Below are 23,158 nucleotides of genomic sequence, written 5' to 3' on the forward strand. Positions count from 1 at the left end.
CCCTTCAAGAAGATGACTGAATGAATAGTCATTCATATTCTTATAATACTGACTATTTAGAAAAGTGTCAATCCCATTTTTTCAAAAAGAAAGGGCCTTAGCCCGTTTGCTCATCCTCATTCTTTCTTTTCTCTTCCTCAATTAGGACACGGCGCAAAATTTTCCCAACTGTCGTTTTCGGCAGTTCATCTCTAAACTCATATACTTTCGGAACTTTATAGGCCGCTAAATATTTACGAGCAAACTGATTTAATTCTTCCTCAGAACACTCTGTACCTTCTTTTAACACAACAAACGCTTTAACTGTCTCGCCTCGGTATGGATCGGGAACTCCAATCGTCACTACTTCTTGCACTTTTTCATGCTCATATAATACTTCTTCTACTTCACGAGGATACACATTAAATCCACTCGCAACAATCATATCTTTCTTACGATCTTTCACATAAAAGAAGCCATCTTCATCCATGTAGCCAACATCCCCTGTATGAAGCCACCCATCTTGCAGTACAGCTGCTGTTTCTTCTGGCTTATTCCAATACCCTTTCATAACTTGAGGGCCTTTTACTACAATTTCACCGATTTCTCCCGGTGGTAATGCCTCACCAGTTTCAAGCGACATAATCATTGCTTCTGTATCTGGCCACGGAACTCCAATGCTACCTGGCACTCGCTTTTCCCATAAAAAATTACTATGTGTAACTGGAGATGATTCTGTTAAACCATATCCCTCTACTAGTTTACCACCTGTAACTGTTTCGAACTTTTCCTGTACTTCTACCGGCAGTGGTGCTGATCCACTAATACAAGCACGAATAGAAGAAATATCGTATTCTTTTAAAAGCGGGCTATTTAAAAGAGCGATATAAATAGTTGGTGCCCCTGGGAACAATGTCACTTTATGCTTCTTAATCGCTTCAAAGACCATTTTCATATCAAATTTTGGAATAAGAACCATTTTGTATCCTTGCATAATACTTAAATTCATAACAGCCGTCATGCCATACACGTGGAAAAATGGAAGAACCCCAAGAACGACTTCTTCTCCTTCTTTGCAATTATATAACCATTGAACTCCCATCAAAGTGTTAGAAACGAGGTTTTTATGCGTTAACATAACGCCTTTCGGAAATCCAGTTGTTCCTCCTGTGTACTGTAAAAGAGCTAAATCATTTTCAGGATCACAAGGCACCTCAACATCCGTATTCACTTCTTTTTCTACTGAGTTCCAAAGGTGAATCGTTTCACTCTCTGATACTTTCACAACTAAATTTGACTGTTTTTTCTGCACAAATGGATACAATAGATTTTTAGGGAAGGGCAAAAAGTCCGCAATACGCGTTACGATAATATGCTCAATTTTTGTAGCAGATTGAACATTCGTTACTCTTGGGAACACTAAATCGAGGCAAAGAATGACTTTTGCTCCCGAGTCATGAAGTTGATATTCTAATTCTCTTTCTGTATATAATGGATTTGTTTGGACTACGATACCTCCCGCAAGTAATGTACCGTAATAACCGATTACAGCTTGCGGACAATTCGGCAACATAATAGCAACTCGATCACCTTTTTCCACACCGAGCTTTTGAAGATAATTTGCAAATCTCTTCACCTTATCATGGAAGACCGAAAATGTAATATCCTTTCCTAAAAAGTGAAGCGCTTTCTTTTCTGGGTAGCGAGAAGCCATCTGTTCTACATATTTATGAAGCGGCTGAATATCATAAGAAATCGTACTCGGAATTTCCTCTGGATAACTCTTCAACCATGGTTTTTCCACCTTCATTCCCCCTTCAAATACATAAAAAATAAATGAATGTTCATTCATGAGGTTGTTTTCATTATATTATAGTCACCATAACGTTACAATCATAATATTCTGACTTTTATATAACTATGCTTTACTTCATTAACTTCTTATTATATGTAGAAACTCTCCGAATCTTAAAAGAGTAAGAGAGTTATTATTCAACTTAACCTTATTATCGTTAACACAGCTCCTGGTGTAGTTGTTGATAATGTTGCAACAGCTAACAAACCAAATAGTTGCAAACTAATAGCATCTCCTGCTGCAAGAGTTGTAATAATTGTTGCGCTAAATGATGTAGTTGCTAACGCAGGAGAATTGATCGTTCCAGCAAGTGGTGCTCCATTAATTGTAATACGAGAACTGACTAATAATGAAGCCGTTATATTAATCGTATATGAAATATAATAATTCCCAGCATTTGCAACCGTAAATACTGTATTTCCCCCGGAAACCGTAATACCAGGACCGATATTTTGATTATTCGGAAGCGGGACATTCGTTCCACCGAGAAGTACCGATATCGCTGTTCCCGACGTATTATTTGCAAATGCATACGTCGCCGTGATACTTGTACCTGTTGCTCCGGTTGCCCCCGTTGAGCCCGTTGGACCTGTTGATCCCGTTATTCCTGTCACTCCGGTTGGGCCCGTTGCTCCCGTTGCTCCCGTTATTCCTGTCGCTCCGGTTATTCCTGTTGCTCCCGTTGGACCCGTTACTCCGGTTATTCCTGTTGCTCCCGTTGGACCTGTTGATCCTGTTATTCCTGTCGCTCCCGTTGGACCTGTTGATCCTGTTATTCCTGTCGCTCCCGTTGGACCCGTTGATCCTGTTACTCCTGTCGCTCCCGTTGGACCTGTTGATCCTGTTACTCCCGTCGCTCCCGTTGGACCTGTTGATCCTGTTACTCCCGTCGCTCCCGTTGGACCTGTTGATCCTGTTACTCCCGTCGCTCCCGTTGGACCTGTTGATCCTGTCGCTCCTGTTGATCCTGTTGGGCCTGTTGGACCTGTGTCACCTGTTGATCCTGTTGGGCCTGTCGCTCCTGTTGATCCTGTTGCCCCCGTCGGACCCGTTGGACCAACTTTAGGCACTGTCCCATCGCAACTAAAACAGCATGAATCAACATGTACACCATTTTGATTATTACAACTACAATATCCATTTGTATTATTGAGCCATGAAGACATGTTGATCACTTCCTTTACATTCGATCTTTTAAGTACAATCAACGAGTTAGAAAACAACTATCTAAATAACAAAGACATACTTTTCCTAGTGGGGATAAACGCAGATTTATTCCATACATTCTAGTAATTATTACATGCGATTCTTACTCCTGTTGCTTGTACTTTCGCCTTCTTGCTCAAACGAAATTCTTTTTCTCCATTCTGCATACACATATAAATTTCAATCCAATTGGTGTATTCATCGGCAGATTACTTGCAGTTGGAATTGTACTTTTCTTTTCATGAAAATTAGGGTTTAGCTCAACACTCCTTACTTTAATAAGAACCGGTATTTCAGCTCTCGGCTCAGCGATTATTCCCCCCTTTTATTGTTAACACAGATTTGGACGTTGCTGTACTTGGAGCGCCTTATTTCTTATGGCTAATGAGAAAGAGTGGGAAGAAGGTTAATTAAAAAAGAGGCTTCTTATGTGAGAAGCCTCTTTTTTCATTCATTCTCATAAGCCCGAAGGAAACTATCTTTTTTTCACGAATTTAACCTATGAACATAACTAGGAGGGATAACAATGTACCAAACTATTGAAGGCTTCTTACAATCGTGGACATACGAGGCTGAATCTACTCAAAAGATGCTCGATGTACTAACAGATGAATCTTTGTCACAAGAAATTGCACCTGGACATTGGATGTTAGGAAGAGTTGCTTGGCATATCGTGACGGCAATTCCAGTTATACTATCTGGTACGGGACTTAAATTTGAAGGAGAAATGAAAGATTATCCTGTTCCAACTTCTGCAAAAACAATTGCAGCTGAATACCGTAAAGTAAACGCGGCTTTTGTTGAAACACTTCAAAGTAAATGGACTGATAAAGACTTAGCTACTATTAATGACTTCTTTGGTCGCCCTATGCCGAATTCTATATTTTTAATGACACTCATCAATCATCAAAATCATCACCGCGGACAAATGACGGTATTAATGAGGCAAGCTGGCTTAACAGTCCCTGGCGTATATGGCCCTGCAAAAGAAGAATGGGCTGCGGCTGGAATGGAAGCACCTAAAATGTAACGACAAAAAAGACAAGGTGTTTACACATCTTGTCTTTTTCTGTAACTTGTTTCATGTGAAACTATTTTACGTATTCTTATCATACAGTTATATCTTCCCTCTCTATATTTTTAATTCCGTAATATGCAATCACCACTCCAATTGCTGCAAGTGCTAGTTGAAGGGGAAGAAAAGTTGCTGTGGGAAACTCTGGGTTGGTATTCATTGCAATTGAGACAACGATAAGAGATGAAACAATTGTAGTTGGCACGGAACGTTTACGCATTCCGAAATATAGAGGGATTAAACTCATTCCCGCAGTTGCAATGGCTAAAGGAACCAGTTTTATTCCTTCTTGCACCAATTGATCTACTGTGAATGAATTAGGAAGAATTGAAAAATAACTATCTATCCCAAAGAAAATTCCTACTACTAAAATGTTAGATACAATAACTGTTATAAATGTTACTATCGCTGTAATAGCCAACTTACTAGCCATCATTTTCTTTCGGTTAATAGGATAAGAAAACATAAGTAGTATTGTTTTATTTTTATATTCGCCAATTATTAACCTTGCGATTAATACACTACCAAAAATAATAAATGTTGCTCTTACTATTGTGCTAGCCATTAACAATATCGTCTCTGGATTCCTTATTTCTGCATCACCTTCTACTTGAGCGATGATGCTCACAAAGATCATTAATGCCAGTATAACAATATTTGCAATAATTGCTCTCTTCACGTACCAACCAAGCTTAAACTTTTTCAATTCTAGCTTCATTAAATGTAGCATGATAGTGTCCTCCTTCCTCCTAAGATTTAATCAATATAAATGACTCCTGTTTCACTTAAAATCTTCGCTTCATTTTTTGCATCACCAATGGTTCCTACTTTTATTTTGTCTGTACTTTTATCTTTCCTAAATCCTTTTAAATCCACTATTACGTCAGCCGAATTACTTTTGGCCATAAGCTTCAATGATGCCGGGACACCTTTATACCGTACGCCAATATCCCCTGATTTTGTTTCTATAAATAATGATTTTCCTTCTGTCATATCTTTCAGTAATACTTCCCCAGATGTTGAAGTGATGTTCATATTTTCGTTTTTTACATTTTTCACATAATTATCGCCAGTAGTGGAAGTTATATTTACATCTTGTAATAAACTATCTTTTAACATTAAATCTCCACTTTCGGATGTGAATTCACCCTTCTCTGCCGATAGTCCTGTAATCATTCCATCTCCAGATTTGCCTTTTGTCACGATGCTTTTTACTACTATATCGTTTATTTTCACATCACCCGATTTATTATTTAATACAATTTTATCTATTTCTTTCTTCGGAATAGCTATAGATATACTATTTTTCTTCCTAAACGTAAAACCATAAAAAAATCTGGTCGCCTTTTGTTTTTGCTTAACTATAACTTTATTCCCTGCCTGTTCTATTTCGACAGGATCTACCTCTTTATCTAAACGTTTACCTTGAGCCGAAATGACTATTTTGTTAGTATCTGTACTTTTAAATTCAAGATTCCAGTTTTCATTGTCTACTTCTATTTCTTTTATATTATTTATATCAAAAGACTTTTCTTTCTTAAAATCTTTCCCCTGAAATACCTTAATACCAAAAACTACACTAGCAATTGTAATGAATACTATTGCAATTACTATCATTTTTTTCATTATTCATACCCCAGTTCGTTTTTGTTTTAAGCTTACTTCACGCCACATCGATCTTGTCGATTTTACGAAATGATAGATAACTAATGAAAATTCCTAATAAACAGAGCACGATTGGGATAGCTATAAAATCAAACATACTTACTTGACCGTTTCCAGCACCAACGTTACCACTAATCAGCATACCAATTATTACTGCCGAAGTAATCGTTGTCGGTGTCGATTTCTTTCTCATTCCAAAAAATAAAGGAATTAAACTTATACCAGATATCATAAATGCACTTATAATAGTACCTGGAACGATAGCTATTATTTCGCCTATCGTAGCAGGTGTTTCAATCAGTCCCATCATTGGACTCACAAAATATACGAGCAAGCTAATAATGAAAGTCGCGATAATCATGCTCACAAAACAAAAACAGAAAACAATTGTTAATTTCGCACTCATTAGCATTTTCCTTTGCAGCGGATACATAAATGATAGTTGTATCGTTTTGTTCTTATACTCATCAATTACTAAACGTGATAAAATGACCGAACTAAAAATAATGAATGTTACCCTAATAAAAATATTTACTAAAGCCATGTTCTGTGTGAAGTCAGAGAAGAGCACGTCTTCCTCGGCTTTCATTCCCACTGCCATAAGGCTTACTACAGCGAAAATTGCTATAATACAAATTGCTACACTTTTAAAGTAACTAGATAATTGATGTTTCTTCCATTCGAGCTTCATTAATCTAAGCATACAAACCACGCCTCCATTCTTTATATAAACTGTCTTTATGCTGCTAACATTCTAATTCCAGCAGTAACTACGCTTAACATTCCTATCATTAGTAGAATTAACAACCATTTCCGCTCTGGTTTCCTATAATATAAAATCCCGCTTATGAACATTACGACCAATCCACTTACTAGATTCACTAACAATCCATCAAGCATGAATGCCCTCTCCATCCATTACATTTAAGAAATATTCCTCTAAGGAACTATGTTTCTTATTCATACTTTCAATTTCCACATCGTTCATAATAAGCGCTTTTGAAATGGCTTGCTGAGACACTGCCGTATCATACACACGAATCATATTTCCGCTCATTATTTTATAATTTTTTATACCAAGTTTATCTTCTAAAATATAAGCTGCACGCTTCACATCAGGAACGGTAATTTCAATGTACTCTGTTTGTTTTCCGTTAATACTCTTCATTGAAACTTCTTTTATTAGTTTTCCATTTTGAATGACACCAATTGTATCCGCCATTAGCTCCATCTCACCTAAAATATGACTAGAGACTAATAATGTAATGCCATATTCTTTGCAGAGCATTTTAAATAAGTCTCTTAATTCTTTAATACCAATTGGATCTAAACCGTTAATTGGTTCATCTAAAATGAGTAATTCTGGCTTTGTTACGATTGCCCTTGCAATACCGAGTCGTTGTTTCATTCCTAATGAAAAATCTTTTACTTTTTTATTATCTATACCTTGCAGCTTCACTAAATGTAAAGCATGGTCAATTTCATTTTTATCGTAATAGCCCATATATTCACAATGTAATTCTAAGTTTTCTTTCGCCGTTAATTTATCATAAAAGATTGGATATTCAATAATCGTCCCCATTCTCTTTAATACTTCATAAGATGTATCTGTTAACTTCTCACCGAAAATTTCAATCTCACCGCTCGTCGGTTTTATTAAATTTGTAATCATTTTCATAATCGTTGTTTTACCAGCACCATTCGGTCCTAAGAAACCGTATATCTCTCCTTTTTTCACATGCATGTTAACGCTAGAAATAACTTCTTTTCCTTTAAACACTTTCGTTAACTGATTCGTTTTTAATATATAGGTCATATCACTTTCCCCTTTCGCACTACTTTATATTTCTATAATAGACAACGGAAATCTCTTTTTTCTTACCCGTTTCTTACAAATTCCTTACGCTGCAAAAAAGCTTGTAGAATCTACTTCTCTACAAGCTAAAACTGCATCTTCTTTAATGCAACTGTAAAAATTGTTTTTTCATACGGCTTACTAGAAAGATGAATTTTTCCATCCATCGCTTCCACAAGCCTTTTCGTAATCGTTAACCCTAAACCGCTACCTTGGTACAATCTATTTCTTGAATCTTCAAGTGTGTACATACGCTCAAACACTTTATCAATATGCGATTCATCAATTCCTTTTCCTGTATCCCATACGTCTATATACACATTCGTTTCATCATCTCTTAACGTCATACCAAGTGTCTTTCCATCGTCGCCATATGTAATCGCATTTGATATAAAATTGTTCAATACCCTGCCTAATACTTCTACATTTCCAAGTGCATATATATTTCTTTCTGGTATATCAATATGAACATGAAAACCTTTCGACGTCACTAAATCATAAAAAGATAAAATCTTCTCACGACAAACTTCATTCATATTCACTTTTGTCATCTCGATTGCTTTGTCACCAGATTCTAATTTTGCTAAATCAAAAAACTTATGAATCAGTTCCATTACTTCTAGTGTTTTCACATGAACCTTTTCAAGTAAGATTTGTTGTTCTTCTTTATTTATCGTTTTATCCTTATTTAACATTTCTGTATATCCAAGAATAACTGTTAGTGGTGTTTTCAAGTCATGTGAAATATTTGAAAGCATTTTTCTCATCGAAATTTCTACTTTTGCATGATCTGCATTCGTTTTCTGTTTTGCATCTAATAATTGATTAATTGCCACTAATAATTTTTGCAATTCTAGATCATCTGTCATAACGAGTAGCGTCTCGCCTGTTTTTTCATTTACAATACTTTCTAACTTTTCATATGTGTATCGTAAATTTTTACTACTATTTTTCCTCATTTTATATTGCATATAAATAACACATAACAATATAAAAATAATACCTATTAACAAATTAATCATATTACATCACTTCCAGCTTATAGCCGATGCCCCATAACGTTTTAATGTATTCTGGATTAGATGGATCACTTTCGATTTTCTCACGCAATCTTCTCATATGAACATTAATAACGTTATCGTCACCGTAATACTCTTCGTTCCAAATTAGTGTATATATTTGTGCTTTTGTAAATACACGATTTTGATTCTTTACAAACAGTTTTAAAATCTCAAATTCTTTTAAAGTAAGTTTGAGAGGCTTCCTGTTTTTTTCCACAGTAAAATTAATTGGATCAATCGTTAAATCACCAATTTGAATCGTCTTTTCTGTTGTTTCTGTAGCCGAATATTTCGTAGACCTGCGAATACCTGCTTTTACACGCGCGGCTAATTCAATCATAGAAAATGGCTTACAAATGTAATCATCTGCTCCAAGCCCTAATCCGACAGCTTTATCAACATCTGTATCTTTTGCCGACATCATTAAAATCGGAACAGCACTTTTTTCTCGAATGATTCGCACAACCTCTAAGCCATCTAACTTTGGCATCATAATGTCTAGGATAATCAAATCAAATGAACCTTTTAAATATGTGTTCACGCCCTCTTCTCCATCAGACGCGATTGTAACTTGAAAGCCCTCTTTTATTAAATACTTTTCCACCATCTCTTGAATTGAGAGATCATCTTCAACTAATAATATATGATGTGACATATGTCTATCCCCTTTTTACAAACGTTAACAATTCAATTGTATCGTAACTACAACAGACTGGAAACAATTATATGAATTTTCAAACCAACTTCCCTTCCTTCCCTAACAATGATATGATGAAATTTACTACGATAGTTCATAATTAACTTTATATAAAGGAGACTTATCATGTCAGAAAACAAAAAAGTAAGCTTAGCTGATTTAATGCGCGAACAACTTGCAAAGAAAAAGCAAGGTAACGGTAATGGTCAAAATGCCAAAAACCAAAGCCAAGAAACAAAAAAATTACAAAACCAACAAACGAAAAAGACAAACAACCAACGTAGACGTACAGGTGTATAAATGAACGGACAAAAACGTTCTAATATCACACCTGGCCTTGAAGTTGATATTGTATTAAAACAAGATCAACGAACTGGCAAATTAACACGTGGCATTGTAAAAGATATTTTAACGAACTCCCCTTCTCATCCGCATGGCATTAAAGTGCGATTGCAGGACGGGCAAGTCGGTAGAGTACAAAATATCGTTCAATAAGAAAAGGAGCTCAAGTAAACTCGAGCTCCTTTTCTTTATTACCCTTTAATTTTCTCGATGAAAACTACTTTTAAATAGTCTCCTTCTTTAAATTGATCGATTGTACGGAAATCTTCTGGTAAAGAATGTTCTTCTAATATTTTATATTTACCATTCATTTCTTTAAAGGCTGTATCAATAAAGCCTTTAAACTTTTTCATATCGAATGCACTACAATTTGTAGAAGCAACGATAATACCGTTATTTTCTGTAATGGCAATTGTTTCTTTTAATAAATTTTTATAATCTTTTGCTGCACTAAATGTATATTTTTTCGAGCGCGCAAAGCTTGGAGGGTCTAATACAACCATATCGAACTTCATCTTTTTCTTCGCTGCATATTTAAAGTAAAGGAATACATCCTCTACAATAATATCTTGTGCTTCATAATCAATTTCATTTACACTAAACTGCTCAATTGTTTTACTTAAACTACGATTTGCAAGGTCGACACTCGTCGTTTTGCTCGCTCCGCCAAGCGCTGCAAATACAGAAAAAGCACCTGTATAAGAGAACATATTTAACACTGTTCTTCCCTTCGCATATTTGTCACGAATTTGTTTTCGCACGTTACGTTGATCTAAAAATACACCAACCATCGCTCCGTCATTTAAATAAACAGCGAAGTTCACACCATTCTCTTTTACGATAAGCGGGAACTCACCGCGCTCTCCTGCTACGAAATCATCGCCTTCAATGTATTTCCCTTTCGTATCAAAACGCTTCTTCTCATAAATGCCTTTAAAGTTTGCTACTTTTTGAAGAGCTGCTATAATCTCATCTCTGAAAGTATAAATCCCTTCACTATACCAACTTACTACATAATAGCCGTCATAATAATCGATGATTAAGCCTCCAAGCCCATCACCTTCACCGTTTAGAACACGGAATGCTGTCGTATCACTTGATTTGTAAAATTGTTTTCGTTTATGTAAGGCAGATTTAATTTTACTTTCAAAGAAAGATTGATTAATTTGTTCACTCTCTTTTCTCGTTAAAATCCAGCCGTATCCTTTATTTTGTTTTCCATAATAACCTTTTCCGACAAAGTGGTTTTTCTCATCTACCACTTTAATGATTGTTCCTTCTTCCTGAACATCATTTAAATTTTGAATCGCATCTTTTAAAATAAGCGGGTATCCACTTTTAATTTCTTTTATAAATTTCGGTTTTATTTTTACAGTTACTTCTGATCGCATATAAAAACTTCCTTTCCATTTGCATGCTTTCTCTATAGGAAGCACTTAAAAAACGAGACTGAAAAACAGCCTCGTTTCACTATACCATATTATTGCTTTGCTAGTACAACTAGCTCATCCCCTGGCATAACAGCTATATATTTATACAATGTTGAAAAAGTAAGACTACCATCTCTATGGCGAATAAATAGTATTAAATCCTCTAAATCGATTTCTTCTTTATTAATCTTTTGTTCTTCTGCAACTTGTATCGTTTTAAACGTATAACCATCTTCAATTTTTCTATTTAATTCTTCATAAATTTCATTTTGACCAAACAGTAAATGAGCTTTTTTCGAAAGGGAAATGCGTTCTTGTTCAATCTTTTCCACATCATGGATTGGAAGTAAAAATGTATTATGATGTCCAAACTGCGGTACGTATGTATTTGCGACTAATACATTATAAGAATCCGTATCTGTAACTGCAATTAAGTATTCGTACTGATTCATATCAACTTCAAATTGTAATTGTTCAGAAAGTACTTGGCCATTATATGTATTAAGCCCTTTCCCCTTTGCACATTGCAAATGCTCTTCTGATACATCTACAATTAAGCTCGGAATACCCATCTCTTTACAGTGCAATGCAAAAGCAGATGAGAATGTACTCGCACCTGAAATTAAAATTCCTGGTGGCTCCGTATTCGCCAATCCCAATCTTTTCGCTAAAAATCCAATTGAAAATCCATGAGCACAAACGGTCGTAATAACGAGTGCAAATGTAAGTGCCGTTAATATAGAAGCATCTTTATAACCTTCTTGTAATAACTCCGTCGCAAAGTAACTTGAAACCGTTAATGCAACAATACCTCGCGGCGCAATCCAGCCAACTAGCGCCCGTTCTGCTTTTGTTAACTCTGTGCCGATTGTCGATATCCAAATCGATAAAGGGCGTACAACAAATAGCATCATAAGTACGAAGCTTATAATAGGCCAGCTGAAAATCTCCATAATCGTTGTTCTTGGAAGGGATGCTGTTAATATGATAAAAACAGTCGACGTTAGTAGCACGGAAATATTTTCGTTAAAATGACGAATATCACCGATAGAAGAAATATATTTTTTCATCCGCGCAAGCGTAATCCCCATTACTGTCACAGCTAGCATACCTGTTTCATGCATCACTTCATCCGCAATGCCAAAACATAACAGTACCGTAACTAGCAAAATTGGGGCTTTTAAATATTCTGGTACTTTTCCCTTTAAAATCATATAGCTCATAAAAATACTAAATACATAACCGAGTACCATTGCAAATAATGAACCTGCAAAGAAGTACAGCAACGTATGTAATTGTACATTTTCTTTCGTTAAGAAATTTACAATTTGAAAGGCGAATACAGCAAGCAAAGCGCCAAATGGATCAACGATAATCCCTTCCCATTTTAAAATTGCAGCTGTTCTTGGTTTTAATCGCGCTTGGCGTAACAACGGAATAATTACCGTTGGACCTGTCACAATAAAAAGTCCTCCAATAATAAATGCAACCGCCCAATCTAATCCAGCGACGTAATGAGCTGCAAGCGAGCCAGCAATCCACGCGATAAACGCACCAAACGTAACGATACGAAATACTGGTTTTGATAGCCCCCTCAGTTCACGTATATCTAAACTTAAACTACCCTCAAACAATATAATCGCAACAGAGAGTGATACGAGTGGACTAAAAACATCCCCAAGCACCTCTTTGGGATTAATAATACCGAAAACCGGACCAATTAATAATCCAGCAACTGCCATAACAACAATCGCAGGAAGCTGGAAGCGCCATGCAGTCCATTGTGAAGCAATACCTAATGTAATAATAATAACGATACTAAGTAAAAGTGATTCAACCATAATGCCCTCCTTGTTCATAGTATTGCGACAGCAAAGTATAAACCATACTTTACTTCTATATATTTTCAATTGATTCTATTTACATAATATATAACCAAGTTAAATATATAGTCAACAGGAGGATATTATACTACATAAAGTGAAACTTTAATCAGCCCGCCCTCCACCTAACTTCTTCGCTTTCGCTAAATTTTGAGGTGGGGGTCTTACTGCCCAACAAATAGCGGGATTAAAAATATTATCATAATTTAAGATTACCATTGACAATGATAATGATTTTCATTATCATTTAATGTATATGAATTCTCGAAAATAAAAGCTACAACTTATAGGAGGAATAAACATGATTATTGTTACAAATACAGCTAAAATTACAAAGGGAAATGGACATAAATTAATTGATCGTTTTAATAAAGTAGGTCAAGTCGAAACAATGCCAGGATTTTTAGGATTAGAAGTTCTTCTAACGCAAAATACAGTTGATTATGACGAGGTAACAATTAGCACGCGCTGGAATGCAAAAGAAGATTTCCAAGGTTGGACAAAGAGCCCAGCATTTAAAGCTGCTCACTCCCATCAAGGCGGAATGCCAGATTATATTCTTGATAATAAAATCTCTTACTATGATGTAAAAGTTGTACGTATGCCAATGGCTGCAGCACAGTAAAAACTGTTTTTTTTAAAGTATAGAATATGAGAAGCGTTACCACTTCTCATATTCTATACTTTTTTATTTACTGTCTTTTTACTAGTTTCGCATGTACGACTAATCTTCCTGCTTCTGGATCAAGTGCATAGTCACATGTAGAAAGTGTTATAATTTCATCATTAGCCGTCAATTTCGTATCCGTTTTGTAAAGGGATTTATCTTGAATTTGCTTTAAGAATGCTGTATACGCTGCATCGCTTTCAAAATCCGTTTCAATGTAATAAAAGTCCGTCGTTGTCGTATATACTGAAAAAACTTCAACGTCGTATCCTTCAAATAATGTATCGTAATACAATTTACGATGGGACATGAAGAAATCTTCATCCAACATCTTTTTTAAACTTCCAAACATAGAACCGTCCTTCATACGATGACCATATAAAATAGTATTTCGGTTTTGAGATTTCACATCATTACGATAATCCATAAAAATACTTCCCGCTCTCATATCCTCGCCTTTATAATTACGAAATAAATAGTAATCATTATCCTTCGCTTGAACGATTGGATAATTGATTTGTGTATCATCCATCGTAATCCATCCCACTATTTCTGGATTAATTTTTTGGAGAGCTTGAAACTGTTTACGTACTTCCCCATCTTCTGATTTTTCTTCCATTGGACTTCTCTTATAAATATGTTGCGCTTCAGCCATTACTTTACGATTTTCATAATAATCCATGAAAATCCCACCCAATTCATACATTGAATAGAAAAAGATTCCTAAAAATACAATTGTAAGTATTCGTTGAAAAAAAGAATTCTTTTTCCGTTCTTTCTTACTATTCAAATTATCACCTCAAAACGGATTATGCCCAGCCTTTAAATTCCCATTGGTACCATGTATAACCCTGTATCTTCGTCTTGTTTTACAACGACATCTACACCATATATTGCTTTAACCATTTCTTCTGTTATTACCTCATTAGGATTACCTTTCGTAACAATTTCCCCGTCTTTCATAACGATAATATGATCACTATAACGAATGGCTTGATTAATATCATGTAGTACCATCACAATCGTTAATCCATACACTTCATTTAACTCTTTCACTAACTCTAATATTTCTAGCTGATAATAAATATCTAAATATGTTGTCGGTTCATCTAAGAAAAGCATTGGTGTCCTTTGAGCTAATGTCATCGCGATCCAAACTCGCTGTCTCTCTCCGCCCGATAAAGCATGAATTTCTTTATCACGTTTACTTAACAAATTTGTACAGGCTAAAGCCCTTTCGATCGCTTCTCTATCTTCATCCGTTTGCGTGGAAAAAATATTTTTATGAGGCATACGACCAAAACTTGTTAATTTCTCTACCGTCATATCTGCTGGTGCTTCATTTTGTTGATGGACAACGGCTAACTTTCTAGCAAACTCTTTCGGTTTATATTGGCTAATTGCTTTCCCATCTAGTATGACCTCTCCGCTACGAGGATTATGATTTCTTGACATCACGCCAAGTAATGTCGATTTCCCGCAACCATTTGGACCAATAATTGTTGTAACTTTACCAATTTCTATTTCACTACTAACCGACTTTAATCGATCCGTTACATTATCATACGAAAAGGTTACATTTTTAATTTCCATGAACTTTATCACTCTTTCTAAGCAAGAATATTAAGAATGGGCCACCAATAACTGCCATAATCGTCGCCGCTGGAATTTCGTTAGGTGGTACAATTAACCTTCCAATCGTATCCGCCGTCAAAATTAATAACGCTCCTGCAAGAGCAGAAAATGGAATTAATACTTTATGATCTGAACCGACTAATTGCCTTGAAATGTGCGGAACGAGTAATCCTACAAAAGCAATAACACCTGCAATCGCTGTTGATACTGCAGCTAAGAGTACTGCAATAGCAGAAATAATAAGACGAACTCTCGTCACGTGCAAACCTAAGTTTTTCGCAGTCTTATCTTGTAGCGATAATAAGTTACACCAAGCTCCTACAAACAGAGCAAGAACCAAACCAATTGTTCCATACGTAACCATTATTTCTACATCGCCCCACGTCTTCATCGTTATATTAGAAGTCGTCGTTTGCTTAATACTCTTAATGAAATATCCACAAATCGTAATGAACGATTCATTTAATCCAGTAAACATCGCATTAATAGCTATACCAACTAAAATAATACGAAGTGGACTTAACCCTGACTTCCATGAAAATGCATAAACGAGATAACACGCAAACGCACCACCTAAAAAGGCGAATACTGGTGTCCAGAAAAAGAATTGCGGGAATAACGTTATAATAACAAGTGTCATAAAACTTGCTCCTGAAGATATACCGATCACTCCAGCATCAGCGAGTGGATTTTTCATAACAGCTTGAAAAAGCACACCAGAAACAGCAAGAGCCGCCCCAGTAAACAGTGCAATAATAATGCGCGGGAAACGTAAATCTTTAATGACTTCAACATCTTCATTTGCCCCTGTAAATATCCCTTGCACAAGGTCAACAATACCTACTTCTAAACTCCCTTTCATTGCTGACAATGACGTCATAACAATAAGCAATACAGTAACAATGAAGAAACTCCAAGTTTTTTTATTCATTTCACTCTTCCTTTATATGAAAATGCATCACGGATACATCATTTTCTTCAATTCATCTAAAGCTTCGATTGCTGCTAAATTTCCTGTCGTTCCAAATAAACGCTCTTCTAAATCGTAAACACGATTATTTTTAACTGCAGCGAAGTGTTTCCAAATATCATTTGTTTTAAATTCTTTATCAAACATTTTTACAACTTCATCAGGCATACCATGAGCTGCTCGTAAAATAATATCCGGATCAGCTTTCTTTAAATACTCTGTATTAGAAGCTAAATACTCTACTTGTTCACCTTGTACAATATTTTTACCACCTAGTTGTTTTACTAAATCTCCAATATAGGAATGTTCAGTTGCTACTAAATAGCTCCCCGGTACACCTAATAAAATAAGCACTGTCGGTTCTTTCTTTCCTTTTACTTCTTTTTGAATGCTAGCAACCTTTTTATCTAACTTCGTTACAACTGCTTCAGCCTGCTTTTCGCGTCCATATTGCTTACCTAAATTACTAATGGAATTTTGCATATTTTTTAAACTAGTTAAGTCCACAAAATTTGCTTTCATACCTACACCGTCAAAGACTGGCTTTAATTCATATTCAAGTGTTGTCACGGATAATACTTCTGATGGCTTTAACGACTTTACTTTTTCCATATCAGGACTCATCGGATTCCCGACTTCAGGTAAACCTTTATATCGCTTCGGTAAGGTTTTAGAACTAGTTGGAACACCAACTAAATCTACTTCTAACACATCCATAATTTCAGTAACAGCGACTGTCGTTGCAACAATTCGCTCTTTACTCTCACTCTTTACTTGCTTCGCGGTTTCTTTTTTAGGTGATGAGCACCCAGCTATACTCACTAATAAAATGATAGCCATTAGTACACTTGCAATTTTCCTCACTCTCAATCACCACTCCTTTCCAAACAATATGAAACAAGTCTTGATGCACGCGAACATGCATCAAGACTCCAAAAATTACAATCTACCTGCTCTATATTTACGAACTAGTAAAGCAAGTGAACCTAGCAGTAACATCATGTATAAACCAAGTTGTGCTGTATCTGCAGTTTTTGAGTTTTTCTCTTTTTTCGAATCATTATTTGTAGCTTCGTTTTTCTTTTTACCATCTGCATTTCGGTTAAAATCAGGAGTTCCTACTGTTTTTACATTATCTACTTTTGGTGTAGTTACTGGTTTTTTCGGTTCATTCTTTGGCTCTTCTTTTACCGTTCCTACAGCGCCAATCTTCGTCGTATCAAATTGAATTTGTACGTCGTAGAAATGATGGTAATTCATTGAATCGATATCTACTTTTACTTTTGCATTTAATTTTGCAAATAAATCATTAGCTTCAAATTCTACGACTCTTGTATTGGCAGCCTTATCTTCACTTACTACTTTTGCATCTGCAAATCCACCATTATTTTCTGTTTGGAACTTCGTAATCCATTCACTATTTTTCAGTGTCATTGCAACATACTTCTTGCCATCTTTCACTGTTAATCTTGCTGGACTTACAACATATTGATTCATCATTGAAATTTCTTCTGTCTTATCTTTTAACACTTTAAAAGCAATATCGTACTGACCATCTTTTAAATTTTTCGGATCAACTGTTGGTTTTTCATTTAGATTATTCGTTCCATCTTGGTTGTTACTTCCACCTTGGTTGTCGCTTCCGCCTTGGTTGTCGCTTCCGACTTGATTACCATTACCATCTTGGTTAGTATCTCCACCTTGGTTACCTAAAGCTTTAATACTTCCTTTATCGAATGCAAGTTGAATATCATAGAAATGATGATAATTCATTGCATCGATATCTACCTTCACTTTTGCATTTAACTTTTTCGATAAATCAGCTACTTCCACTTCTACTACTCTTGTATCTTTCTCTTTATTTGTACCTAATACTTGCGCATCGACGAACGCACCATTCTTTTCAAACTCAAACTTCGTAATCCATGAGCTATTTGTTAATGTGAAGGATACATATTTCTTTCCATCTTTCACTTTTAATACACCTGGATTCTTCGTATATGTGTTCATCATTGAAATTTCTTCTGTTTTATCTTTTAACACTTTAAAACCGATACTGTATTCACCGTCTTTAAGAGCGTTTGGATCAATTGCTGTGTTATCGTCTTGGCTGTCGTTTCCGCCTTGGTCGTTATTTCCACCTTGGTTGTCGTTTCCATCTTGGTCGTTATTTCCGCCTTGATTGTTGTTTCCACCTTGGTTGTTATTTTCGCCTTGATTGTTGTTTCCACCTTGGTTGTCATTTTCGCCTTGGTTATCGTTTCCACCTTGGTTGTCATTTTCACCTTGGTTATCGTTTCCACCTTGGTTGTCTAACGGTTGAATACTATCATTATCAAATGCAAATTGAATATCATAGAAATGGTGATAATTCATTGAATCAATATCTACTTTCACTTTTGCATTTAGTTTCTTAGATAAATCAGCTACTTCTACTTCTACTACACGTGTATCAGCTTTCTTATCTTCACTTAATACACTTGCATCAACAAATGAATTATTCTTTTCAAATTCGAACTTTGTAATCCATGAGCTATTCGTTAATGTGAAGGATACATATTTCTTCCCATCTTTCACTTTTAATACACCTGGACTCTTCGTGTACGTATTCATCATTGAAATTTCTTCTGTTTTATCTTTCAATACTTTAAAACCAATACTGTATTCACCATCTTTAATGGTATCTACGTCTGATTGTTTATCTCCGTCTGGTTGTTTGCCTCCGTCTGGTTGTTTGCCTCCGTCTGGTTGTTTACCTCCATCTGGTTGTTTACCTCCGTCTGGTTGTTTATCTCCGTCTGGTTGTTTGTCTCCGTCTGGTTGTTTATCTCCGTCTGGTTGTTTGTCTCCGTCTGGTTGTTTATCTCCGTCTGGTTGTTTATCTCCGTCTGGTTGTTTGTCTCCGTCTGGTTGTTTGTCTTCACTTTTAATAGCTTCCAATTTGTCTTGTTCAAATACAAGTTGTACGTCATGTGTTTGTTTATAATTTCTTGATGCCATCTCAATAAATACTTTTGTATTAAGTTTTTTCGATAAATCAGCTACTTCAAACTCTACTACTCTTGTATCTTTTTCTTTATCTTCACTCACTACTTTTGCATCAACAAATGCACCATCTTTTTCCGTTTGGAAATTTTTAATTAATGAGCTACTTTTTAACGTTACAACCGCTTTTTTCTTACCATTTTCTACTTTCAATACTCCTGGATTTTCCATGTAACTATTCATTTTAGATTCTTCATCTGTTTGATCTTTTAACACTTTGAAAGGAATGCTGTACGCACCATCTTCAATTGTGTTAGAATTTGGTTGTTGATCTGGGTCAGGCTTTTGGTCGGGCTTCTGACCTGGATCCGTAGTTTCATTTGGATCTGGCTTATTAGCTGGGTCCTCTTTTTCATCTGGTTTTTCTACATGAATTGGTGTAATGCTATTTTGATCAAATGCAATACGAACATCATATTCATGATGATAGTTCAGAAAATCAATATCTACTTTTACTTTCGCTTTTAATATCTTCTCTACATCTTCCACATCGAATTCTACTACTCTTGTATCTTTTTCTTTATCTTCACTAATTACATTTGTCTCAACAAGTTGACCTGCTTTGTCTGTTTCAAATTTCGTAATCCATGAACTATTTTTTAATGTAAAGGACACTTTCTTTTTCCCATCCTTCACTTTTAAAGTTCCTGGACTTACAGAGTATTCATTCATCATGGATATTTCATCCGATGCGTCTTTAAGAACTTTAAAACCGATTGAGTATTCACCGTCAGCTAATTGAGTAGCTGCTTGAACTGCAAGTGGTTGTAGTGTTGATACGAATGTAAATATCATTAAAAACATAGCAACAACAATCTTAAGATACCTGTTCAATGAAATAACGCTCCTTTTTATTTATTTACTAAACTTCACGTTACGAATTAAGAAAACACCTGAAATAAGAATTAACACCGCAAATAATCCGATACGTGCTTCATCGCCTGTTTTAGGATTATCTGTTTTTTCAGCTTTACCATTTTCATTTTTTGTATCTTTATTTGTTTCTTTGTTCGCTTCTTTTGTTGTTTCTTTATTCTCTACTTTTGTTTTCTCTTCTTTGACTTGTGTACCTGTTTTCGTTTGATCATTGTTTTTTGTTGTAGCAGCCGCGCCGTTATCTCCACCTACAGCTTTTACATTTGCATCAAAAGCAAAACGAATTGTGTAGTGGTGGTCATAGTTTGCACTTGGTACGACAACATGAATTTTTACTCCTAATGGTTTTGATAAATCATCAATTTTAAATTCAACCGTTCTTTTATCAGCAGCCTCGTCCTTGCTAACTACTTTTGCATCAACAAAATTCCCGTTCTCAGGTGCTTTAAATTCTGTAATCCAAGCACTATGATTCATCGGAATTTGTACTCTCATCTCACCATTTTTCACAATTAGCTTAGCTGGTTTTTCAAAATAATCATTTGCCATTGAAGCTGAATCATTTTCTGCTTTTTGAATGACATAGTTAATGTCATAAGTACCGTCAGCTAGTTGTGCTGAAACTTTCCCATATGGCATGATAAGAAAAGCTAGCATACATACGAACGTTATAATAAAAGCGGGTAATACAGAAATCTTTCTCATTTGGCTTACTTCCTCCTTGTTTATCTTTCATCCATACTTTTTTTGAAAATGATAATTATTCTCATTTTGTTAGAAAAAAATAACAATCTTCTATCATTATTTAATTGTAGTTTATTTATGTAATGTAGATATTATTGATTATCATTCTCACTGTATGTTAAAAATAATCCCCCTCCCTATTCTTTATAAAGAGTAATTCGTATTTTAACATAAGTCCCTATTTTTCGTTGATTATCATTCTCAATAAAGCTCAAAAAAAATAAAACTAACCATTTTTCTACTCTATCACCTCTATCTACCAAAATGATATCGTTATAGAAAGTCTTATACCTTTCACTCCTCACTTTCCTTCCAATATTTCCACAACTAAGTCAATCTTAGCCTACTCATAATTTTTTTGTCAACTATATTACGTATAAAACTTTAAATATCTGAATTTCCTTATATGTGGCTTTTTCTACAAAAAAAGAGGCTTTCTTTCATAGAAAGCCTCTTTTCTCTATTTTTCTACAGCAACTTCTTGCTTTTGAAACAATGAAATGACATATCCAATTACAATACCTACTAGAGCAGGAACGAACCAACCAATCCCAACACTATATAATGGAATTTTATTTAAAATTGGTGTTAATGCTGCAATCTCAAGATTTGCATTGTGTAATCCATCAAAGAAGCTAATCATGAATGCTCCTACAATACCACCTACATACATTACTAAAGGAAGACGAATATAGTTTTCAACCAGTGATAATATAATTAGCACGATACCAATTGGGTAAATTGCGATTAAGATTGGTAATGCTAATGCATTTAACTGAGTTAAACCAAGATTCGCTACCATAAATGCTAATACACAGAAAATGAAAACAACTTTTTGATAAGAAAGCTTCGGTAATAAAGAAGAGAAATATTCTCCGCAAGCTGCGACAATCCCTACTGAAGTTGTTAAACATGCTGCTGAAATTGCGATTCCTAATAATAAAGTTCCGTAACTACCGAATAAATGATTTACAACGTTTGTTAAAATAATTCCGCCGTTTGCTCCCATTCCAAGAGAGACACTAGAAGCTCCGAGATAAGCAAGCGCTAAGTAAACGAGTAGTAAACCAAGTGCTGCAATAAATCCTGCAAAAATTGTTACTTTTGCAATGCTATTTTTATTTGTAATACCTTTTTCTTTTAACGCATGAATTACAACATTTCCGAATACAAGTGCTGCAAGTCCATCTAAAGTTAAATATCCGTCAATAAAACCTTTAAATAGCGGAGCACTATATGCTTCTGTTGGTGCACCAAATTCACCCATTGGTGTAATAAGTGCTTTCACTACAATAATTGCAATAACAGCTAATAAAATCGGAGTTAATACTTTACCGATGCGGCCCACTAATTTTGATGGGTTTAAAGCTAAATAGAAAGTGAGAGCAAAGAAAATAAATGTAAAGATAACAAGTGGATACGATTGACCAGCTATTTCACTTGGTAAAAATGGTGCAACACTCATTTCATAAGCAACCGTTCCTGTACGCGGCACACTTACGAATACGCCTAAACATAAATAAATTGCAGTAATAAAAACTAGTGCGAATATAGGGTGTACACGCCCTGCTAGCTCATTAATATCTCCCTTTAAAGCTATAACGATAACTCCTAATAAAGGCAATCCAACGCCTGTTACGACAAAACCAAATAGCGCGATCCATACATCTGTTCCAGCGCCTTGTCCTAATGCTGGTGGAAAAATCATATTACCCGCACCGAAAAATAGTGCAAATAACATTAAACTTATTGCAAACATCTCAGAAAACTTTAAAGATGATTTCATTTCTACTAACCTCCTACATAATTATAAATTAACAAAATATTCTGAATTAAAATCCGTCACATATCCTCTTTCAAGCATACTTCCCCGTAAAAGAACGCAAAAAACACCCGTCCCTAACAAAGGGACGAGTGTTGAAATCGTGGTTCCACCCTTATTCTAATAAAATGAATTTATAGCGAAATAAGCTCATTTTATAGCTCGTGTAAATTGATAACGGTTTTATCCGCCAAGAATTACAATGCATCATGTATGCAGTTCACTCTTGAAGTTTAGAGGTGGTAAGCTTGTCTTTTCGTATTAGGAAGCTCACAGCCTAAGGCTTCCCTCTCTGAGAATCGTAAAAAACAACTCATGTCCTCATCATTACTTTTATAAAATATCTTGTCG

General features: G+C 35.3%; 22 protein-coding genes and 1 other annotated feature. Of the genes, 4 read left to right on the top strand and 18 right to left on the bottom strand.

Annotated features, from left to right (window positions below; all coding sequences use genetic code 11):
• Positions 1 to 97: 97 nt before the first annotated feature.
• Positions 98 to 1,783 carry a long-chain-fatty-acid--CoA ligase gene (locus tag ACTFNE_RS04110; RefSeq protein ID WP_270705120.1) on the bottom strand — a complete coding sequence of 562 codons (1,686 nt, stop codon included), beginning with the start codon at positions 1,781 to 1,783 and terminating at the stop codon, positions 98 to 100.
• A 188-nt stretch (positions 1,784 to 1,971) separates the two neighbouring features.
• On the bottom strand, positions 1,972 to 3,000 hold the full coding sequence (locus ACTFNE_RS04115) for a BclA C-terminal domain-containing protein (protein ID WP_439997958.1): 1,029 nt from the start codon (positions 2,998 to 3,000) through the stop codon (positions 1,972 to 1,974).
• Between the two features lie 566 nt (positions 3,001 to 3,566).
• Between ACTFNE_RS04115 and ACTFNE_RS04120 the strand changes: the two genes are divergently transcribed.
• Entirely contained in the window at positions 3,567 to 4,070 is a 504-nt protein-coding gene (locus tag ACTFNE_RS04120; protein WP_270705118.1) for a DinB family protein, read from the top strand.
• A 79-nt stretch (positions 4,071 to 4,149) separates the two neighbouring features.
• Here ACTFNE_RS04120 and ACTFNE_RS04125 read toward each other — a convergent pair whose 3' ends face one another.
• From ACTFNE_RS04125 to ACTFNE_RS04155, 7 genes are all read right to left on the bottom strand, one after another.
• Entirely contained in the window at positions 4,150 to 4,845 is a 696-nt protein-coding gene (locus ACTFNE_RS04125) for an ABC transporter permease (RefSeq protein WP_270705117.1), read from the bottom strand.
• Positions 4,846 to 4,871: 26 nt separating this feature from the next.
• Positions 4,872 to 5,741, bottom strand: coding sequence for a DUF4097 family beta strand repeat-containing protein (locus tag ACTFNE_RS04130; protein ID WP_270705116.1), 870 nt, complete (start codon positions 5,739 to 5,741; stop codon positions 4,872 to 4,874).
• A 37-nt stretch (positions 5,742 to 5,778) separates the two neighbouring features.
• Positions 5,779 to 6,483 carry an ABC transporter permease gene (locus tag ACTFNE_RS04135; protein WP_270705115.1) on the bottom strand — a complete coding sequence of 235 codons (705 nt, stop codon included), beginning with the start codon at positions 6,481 to 6,483 and terminating at the stop codon, positions 5,779 to 5,781.
• 35 nt (positions 6,484 to 6,518) lie between these two features.
• Positions 6,519 to 6,680, bottom strand: a complete 162-nt coding sequence (locus ACTFNE_RS04140; RefSeq protein WP_270705114.1) for a hypothetical protein — start codon at positions 6,678 to 6,680, stop codon at positions 6,519 to 6,521.
• Positions 6,673 to 7,596 (bottom strand): ABC transporter ATP-binding protein, encoded by a 924-nt coding sequence (locus ACTFNE_RS04145; protein ID WP_087968427.1) that lies wholly within the window; start codon positions 7,594 to 7,596, stop codon positions 6,673 to 6,675. Before ACTFNE_RS04145 ends, ACTFNE_RS04140 begins: the two co-directional genes overlap by 8 nt.
• A 125-nt stretch (positions 7,597 to 7,721) precedes the next feature.
• Complete coding sequence (locus tag ACTFNE_RS04150; RefSeq protein ID WP_046198136.1) at positions 7,722 to 8,657, bottom strand: HAMP domain-containing histidine kinase; 936 nt, start codon at positions 8,655 to 8,657, stop codon at positions 7,722 to 7,724.
• 1 nt (position 8,658) lies between these two features.
• Positions 8,659 to 9,351: a response regulator transcription factor gene (locus tag ACTFNE_RS04155; protein ID WP_046198137.1), complete on the bottom strand. Its 693-nt coding sequence runs from the start codon at positions 9,349 to 9,351 to the stop codon at positions 8,659 to 8,661.
• A gap of 168 nt (positions 9,352 to 9,519) precedes the next feature.
• Between ACTFNE_RS04155 and ACTFNE_RS04160 the strand changes: the two genes are divergently transcribed.
• Both ACTFNE_RS04160 and ACTFNE_RS04165 read left to right on the top strand, forming a co-directional pair.
• Positions 9,520 to 9,693 (top strand): hypothetical protein, encoded by a 174-nt coding sequence (locus tag ACTFNE_RS04160; RefSeq protein WP_001293578.1) that lies wholly within the window; start codon positions 9,520 to 9,522, stop codon positions 9,691 to 9,693.
• Entirely contained in the window at positions 9,694 to 9,888 is a 195-nt protein-coding gene (locus ACTFNE_RS04165; RefSeq protein WP_046198138.1) for a YwbE family protein, read from the top strand.
• Positions 9,889 to 9,926: 38 nt separating this feature from the next.
• Here the strand turns inward: ACTFNE_RS04165 and ACTFNE_RS04170 are convergent, their stop codons facing one another.
• Together ACTFNE_RS04170 and ACTFNE_RS04175 are read right to left on the bottom strand one after the other, a co-directional pair.
• Positions 9,927 to 11,126: a class I SAM-dependent rRNA methyltransferase gene (locus ACTFNE_RS04170; RefSeq protein WP_046198139.1), complete on the bottom strand. Its 1,200-nt coding sequence runs from the start codon at positions 11,124 to 11,126 to the stop codon at positions 9,927 to 9,929.
• A gap of 89 nt (positions 11,127 to 11,215) precedes the next feature.
• Positions 11,216 to 13,006: a cation:proton antiporter gene (locus tag ACTFNE_RS04175; RefSeq protein WP_270705113.1), complete on the bottom strand. Its 1,791-nt coding sequence runs from the start codon at positions 13,004 to 13,006 to the stop codon at positions 11,216 to 11,218.
• A gap of 343 nt (positions 13,007 to 13,349) precedes the next feature.
• Here ACTFNE_RS04175 and isdG point away from each other — a divergent pair, with 343 nt between their 5' ends.
• Positions 13,350 to 13,673: a heme oxygenase gene (gene isdG / locus ACTFNE_RS04180; protein WP_000587815.1), complete on the top strand. Its 324-nt coding sequence runs from the start codon at positions 13,350 to 13,352 to the stop codon at positions 13,671 to 13,673.
• 67 nt (positions 13,674 to 13,740) lie between these two features.
• Here isdG and srtB read toward each other — a convergent pair whose 3' ends face one another.
• From srtB to brnQ6, 7 genes are all read right to left on the bottom strand, one after another.
• Complete coding sequence (gene srtB / locus ACTFNE_RS04185) at positions 13,741 to 14,505, bottom strand: class B sortase (RefSeq protein WP_001086113.1); 765 nt, start codon at positions 14,503 to 14,505, stop codon at positions 13,741 to 13,743.
• Between the two features lie 32 nt (positions 14,506 to 14,537).
• Entirely contained in the window at positions 14,538 to 15,308 is a 771-nt protein-coding gene (locus ACTFNE_RS04190) for an ABC transporter ATP-binding protein (protein WP_270705111.1), read from the bottom strand.
• The gene (locus ACTFNE_RS04195; protein WP_001036821.1) at positions 15,298 to 16,281 is read right to left on the bottom strand and encodes a FecCD family ABC transporter permease; all 984 of its coding nucleotides are present in this window, start codon (positions 16,279 to 16,281) and stop codon (positions 15,298 to 15,300) included. Before ACTFNE_RS04195 ends, ACTFNE_RS04190 begins: the two co-directional genes overlap by 11 nt.
• A 27-nt stretch (positions 16,282 to 16,308) precedes the next feature.
• The gene (gene isdE / locus ACTFNE_RS04200; protein ID WP_002163510.1) at positions 16,309 to 17,190 is read right to left on the bottom strand and encodes a heme ABC transporter substrate-binding protein IsdE; all 882 of its coding nucleotides are present in this window, start codon (positions 17,188 to 17,190) and stop codon (positions 16,309 to 16,311) included.
• 69 nt (positions 17,191 to 17,259) lie between these two features.
• A complete protein-coding gene (locus ACTFNE_RS04205; RefSeq protein ID WP_046198262.1) occupies positions 17,260 to 20,169 on the bottom strand; it encodes an NEAT domain-containing protein in 2,910 nt (969 codons plus the stop codon).
• A 51-nt stretch (positions 20,170 to 20,220) separates the two neighbouring features.
• Positions 20,221 to 20,946, bottom strand: a complete 726-nt coding sequence (isdC, locus tag ACTFNE_RS04210) for a heme uptake protein IsdC (protein WP_046198143.1) — start codon at positions 20,944 to 20,946, stop codon at positions 20,221 to 20,223.
• A gap of 499 nt (positions 20,947 to 21,445) precedes the next feature.
• Positions 21,446 to 22,771, bottom strand: a complete 1,326-nt coding sequence (gene brnQ6 / locus ACTFNE_RS04215) for a branched-chain amino acid transport system II carrier protein BrnQ6 (protein ID WP_046198144.1) — start codon at positions 22,769 to 22,771, stop codon at positions 21,446 to 21,448.
• 117 nt (positions 22,772 to 22,888) lie between these two features.
• Positions 22,889 to 23,144: a binding site (T-box leader), on the bottom strand.
• Positions 23,145 to 23,158: the final 14 nt, after the last annotated feature.

This window comes from Bacillus cereus group sp. MYBKT111-2 (assembly GCF_051915205.1).
In the GTDB taxonomy this organism is placed as follows: domain Bacteria; phylum Bacillota; class Bacilli; order Bacillales; family Bacillaceae_G; genus Bacillus_A; species Bacillus_A paranthracis.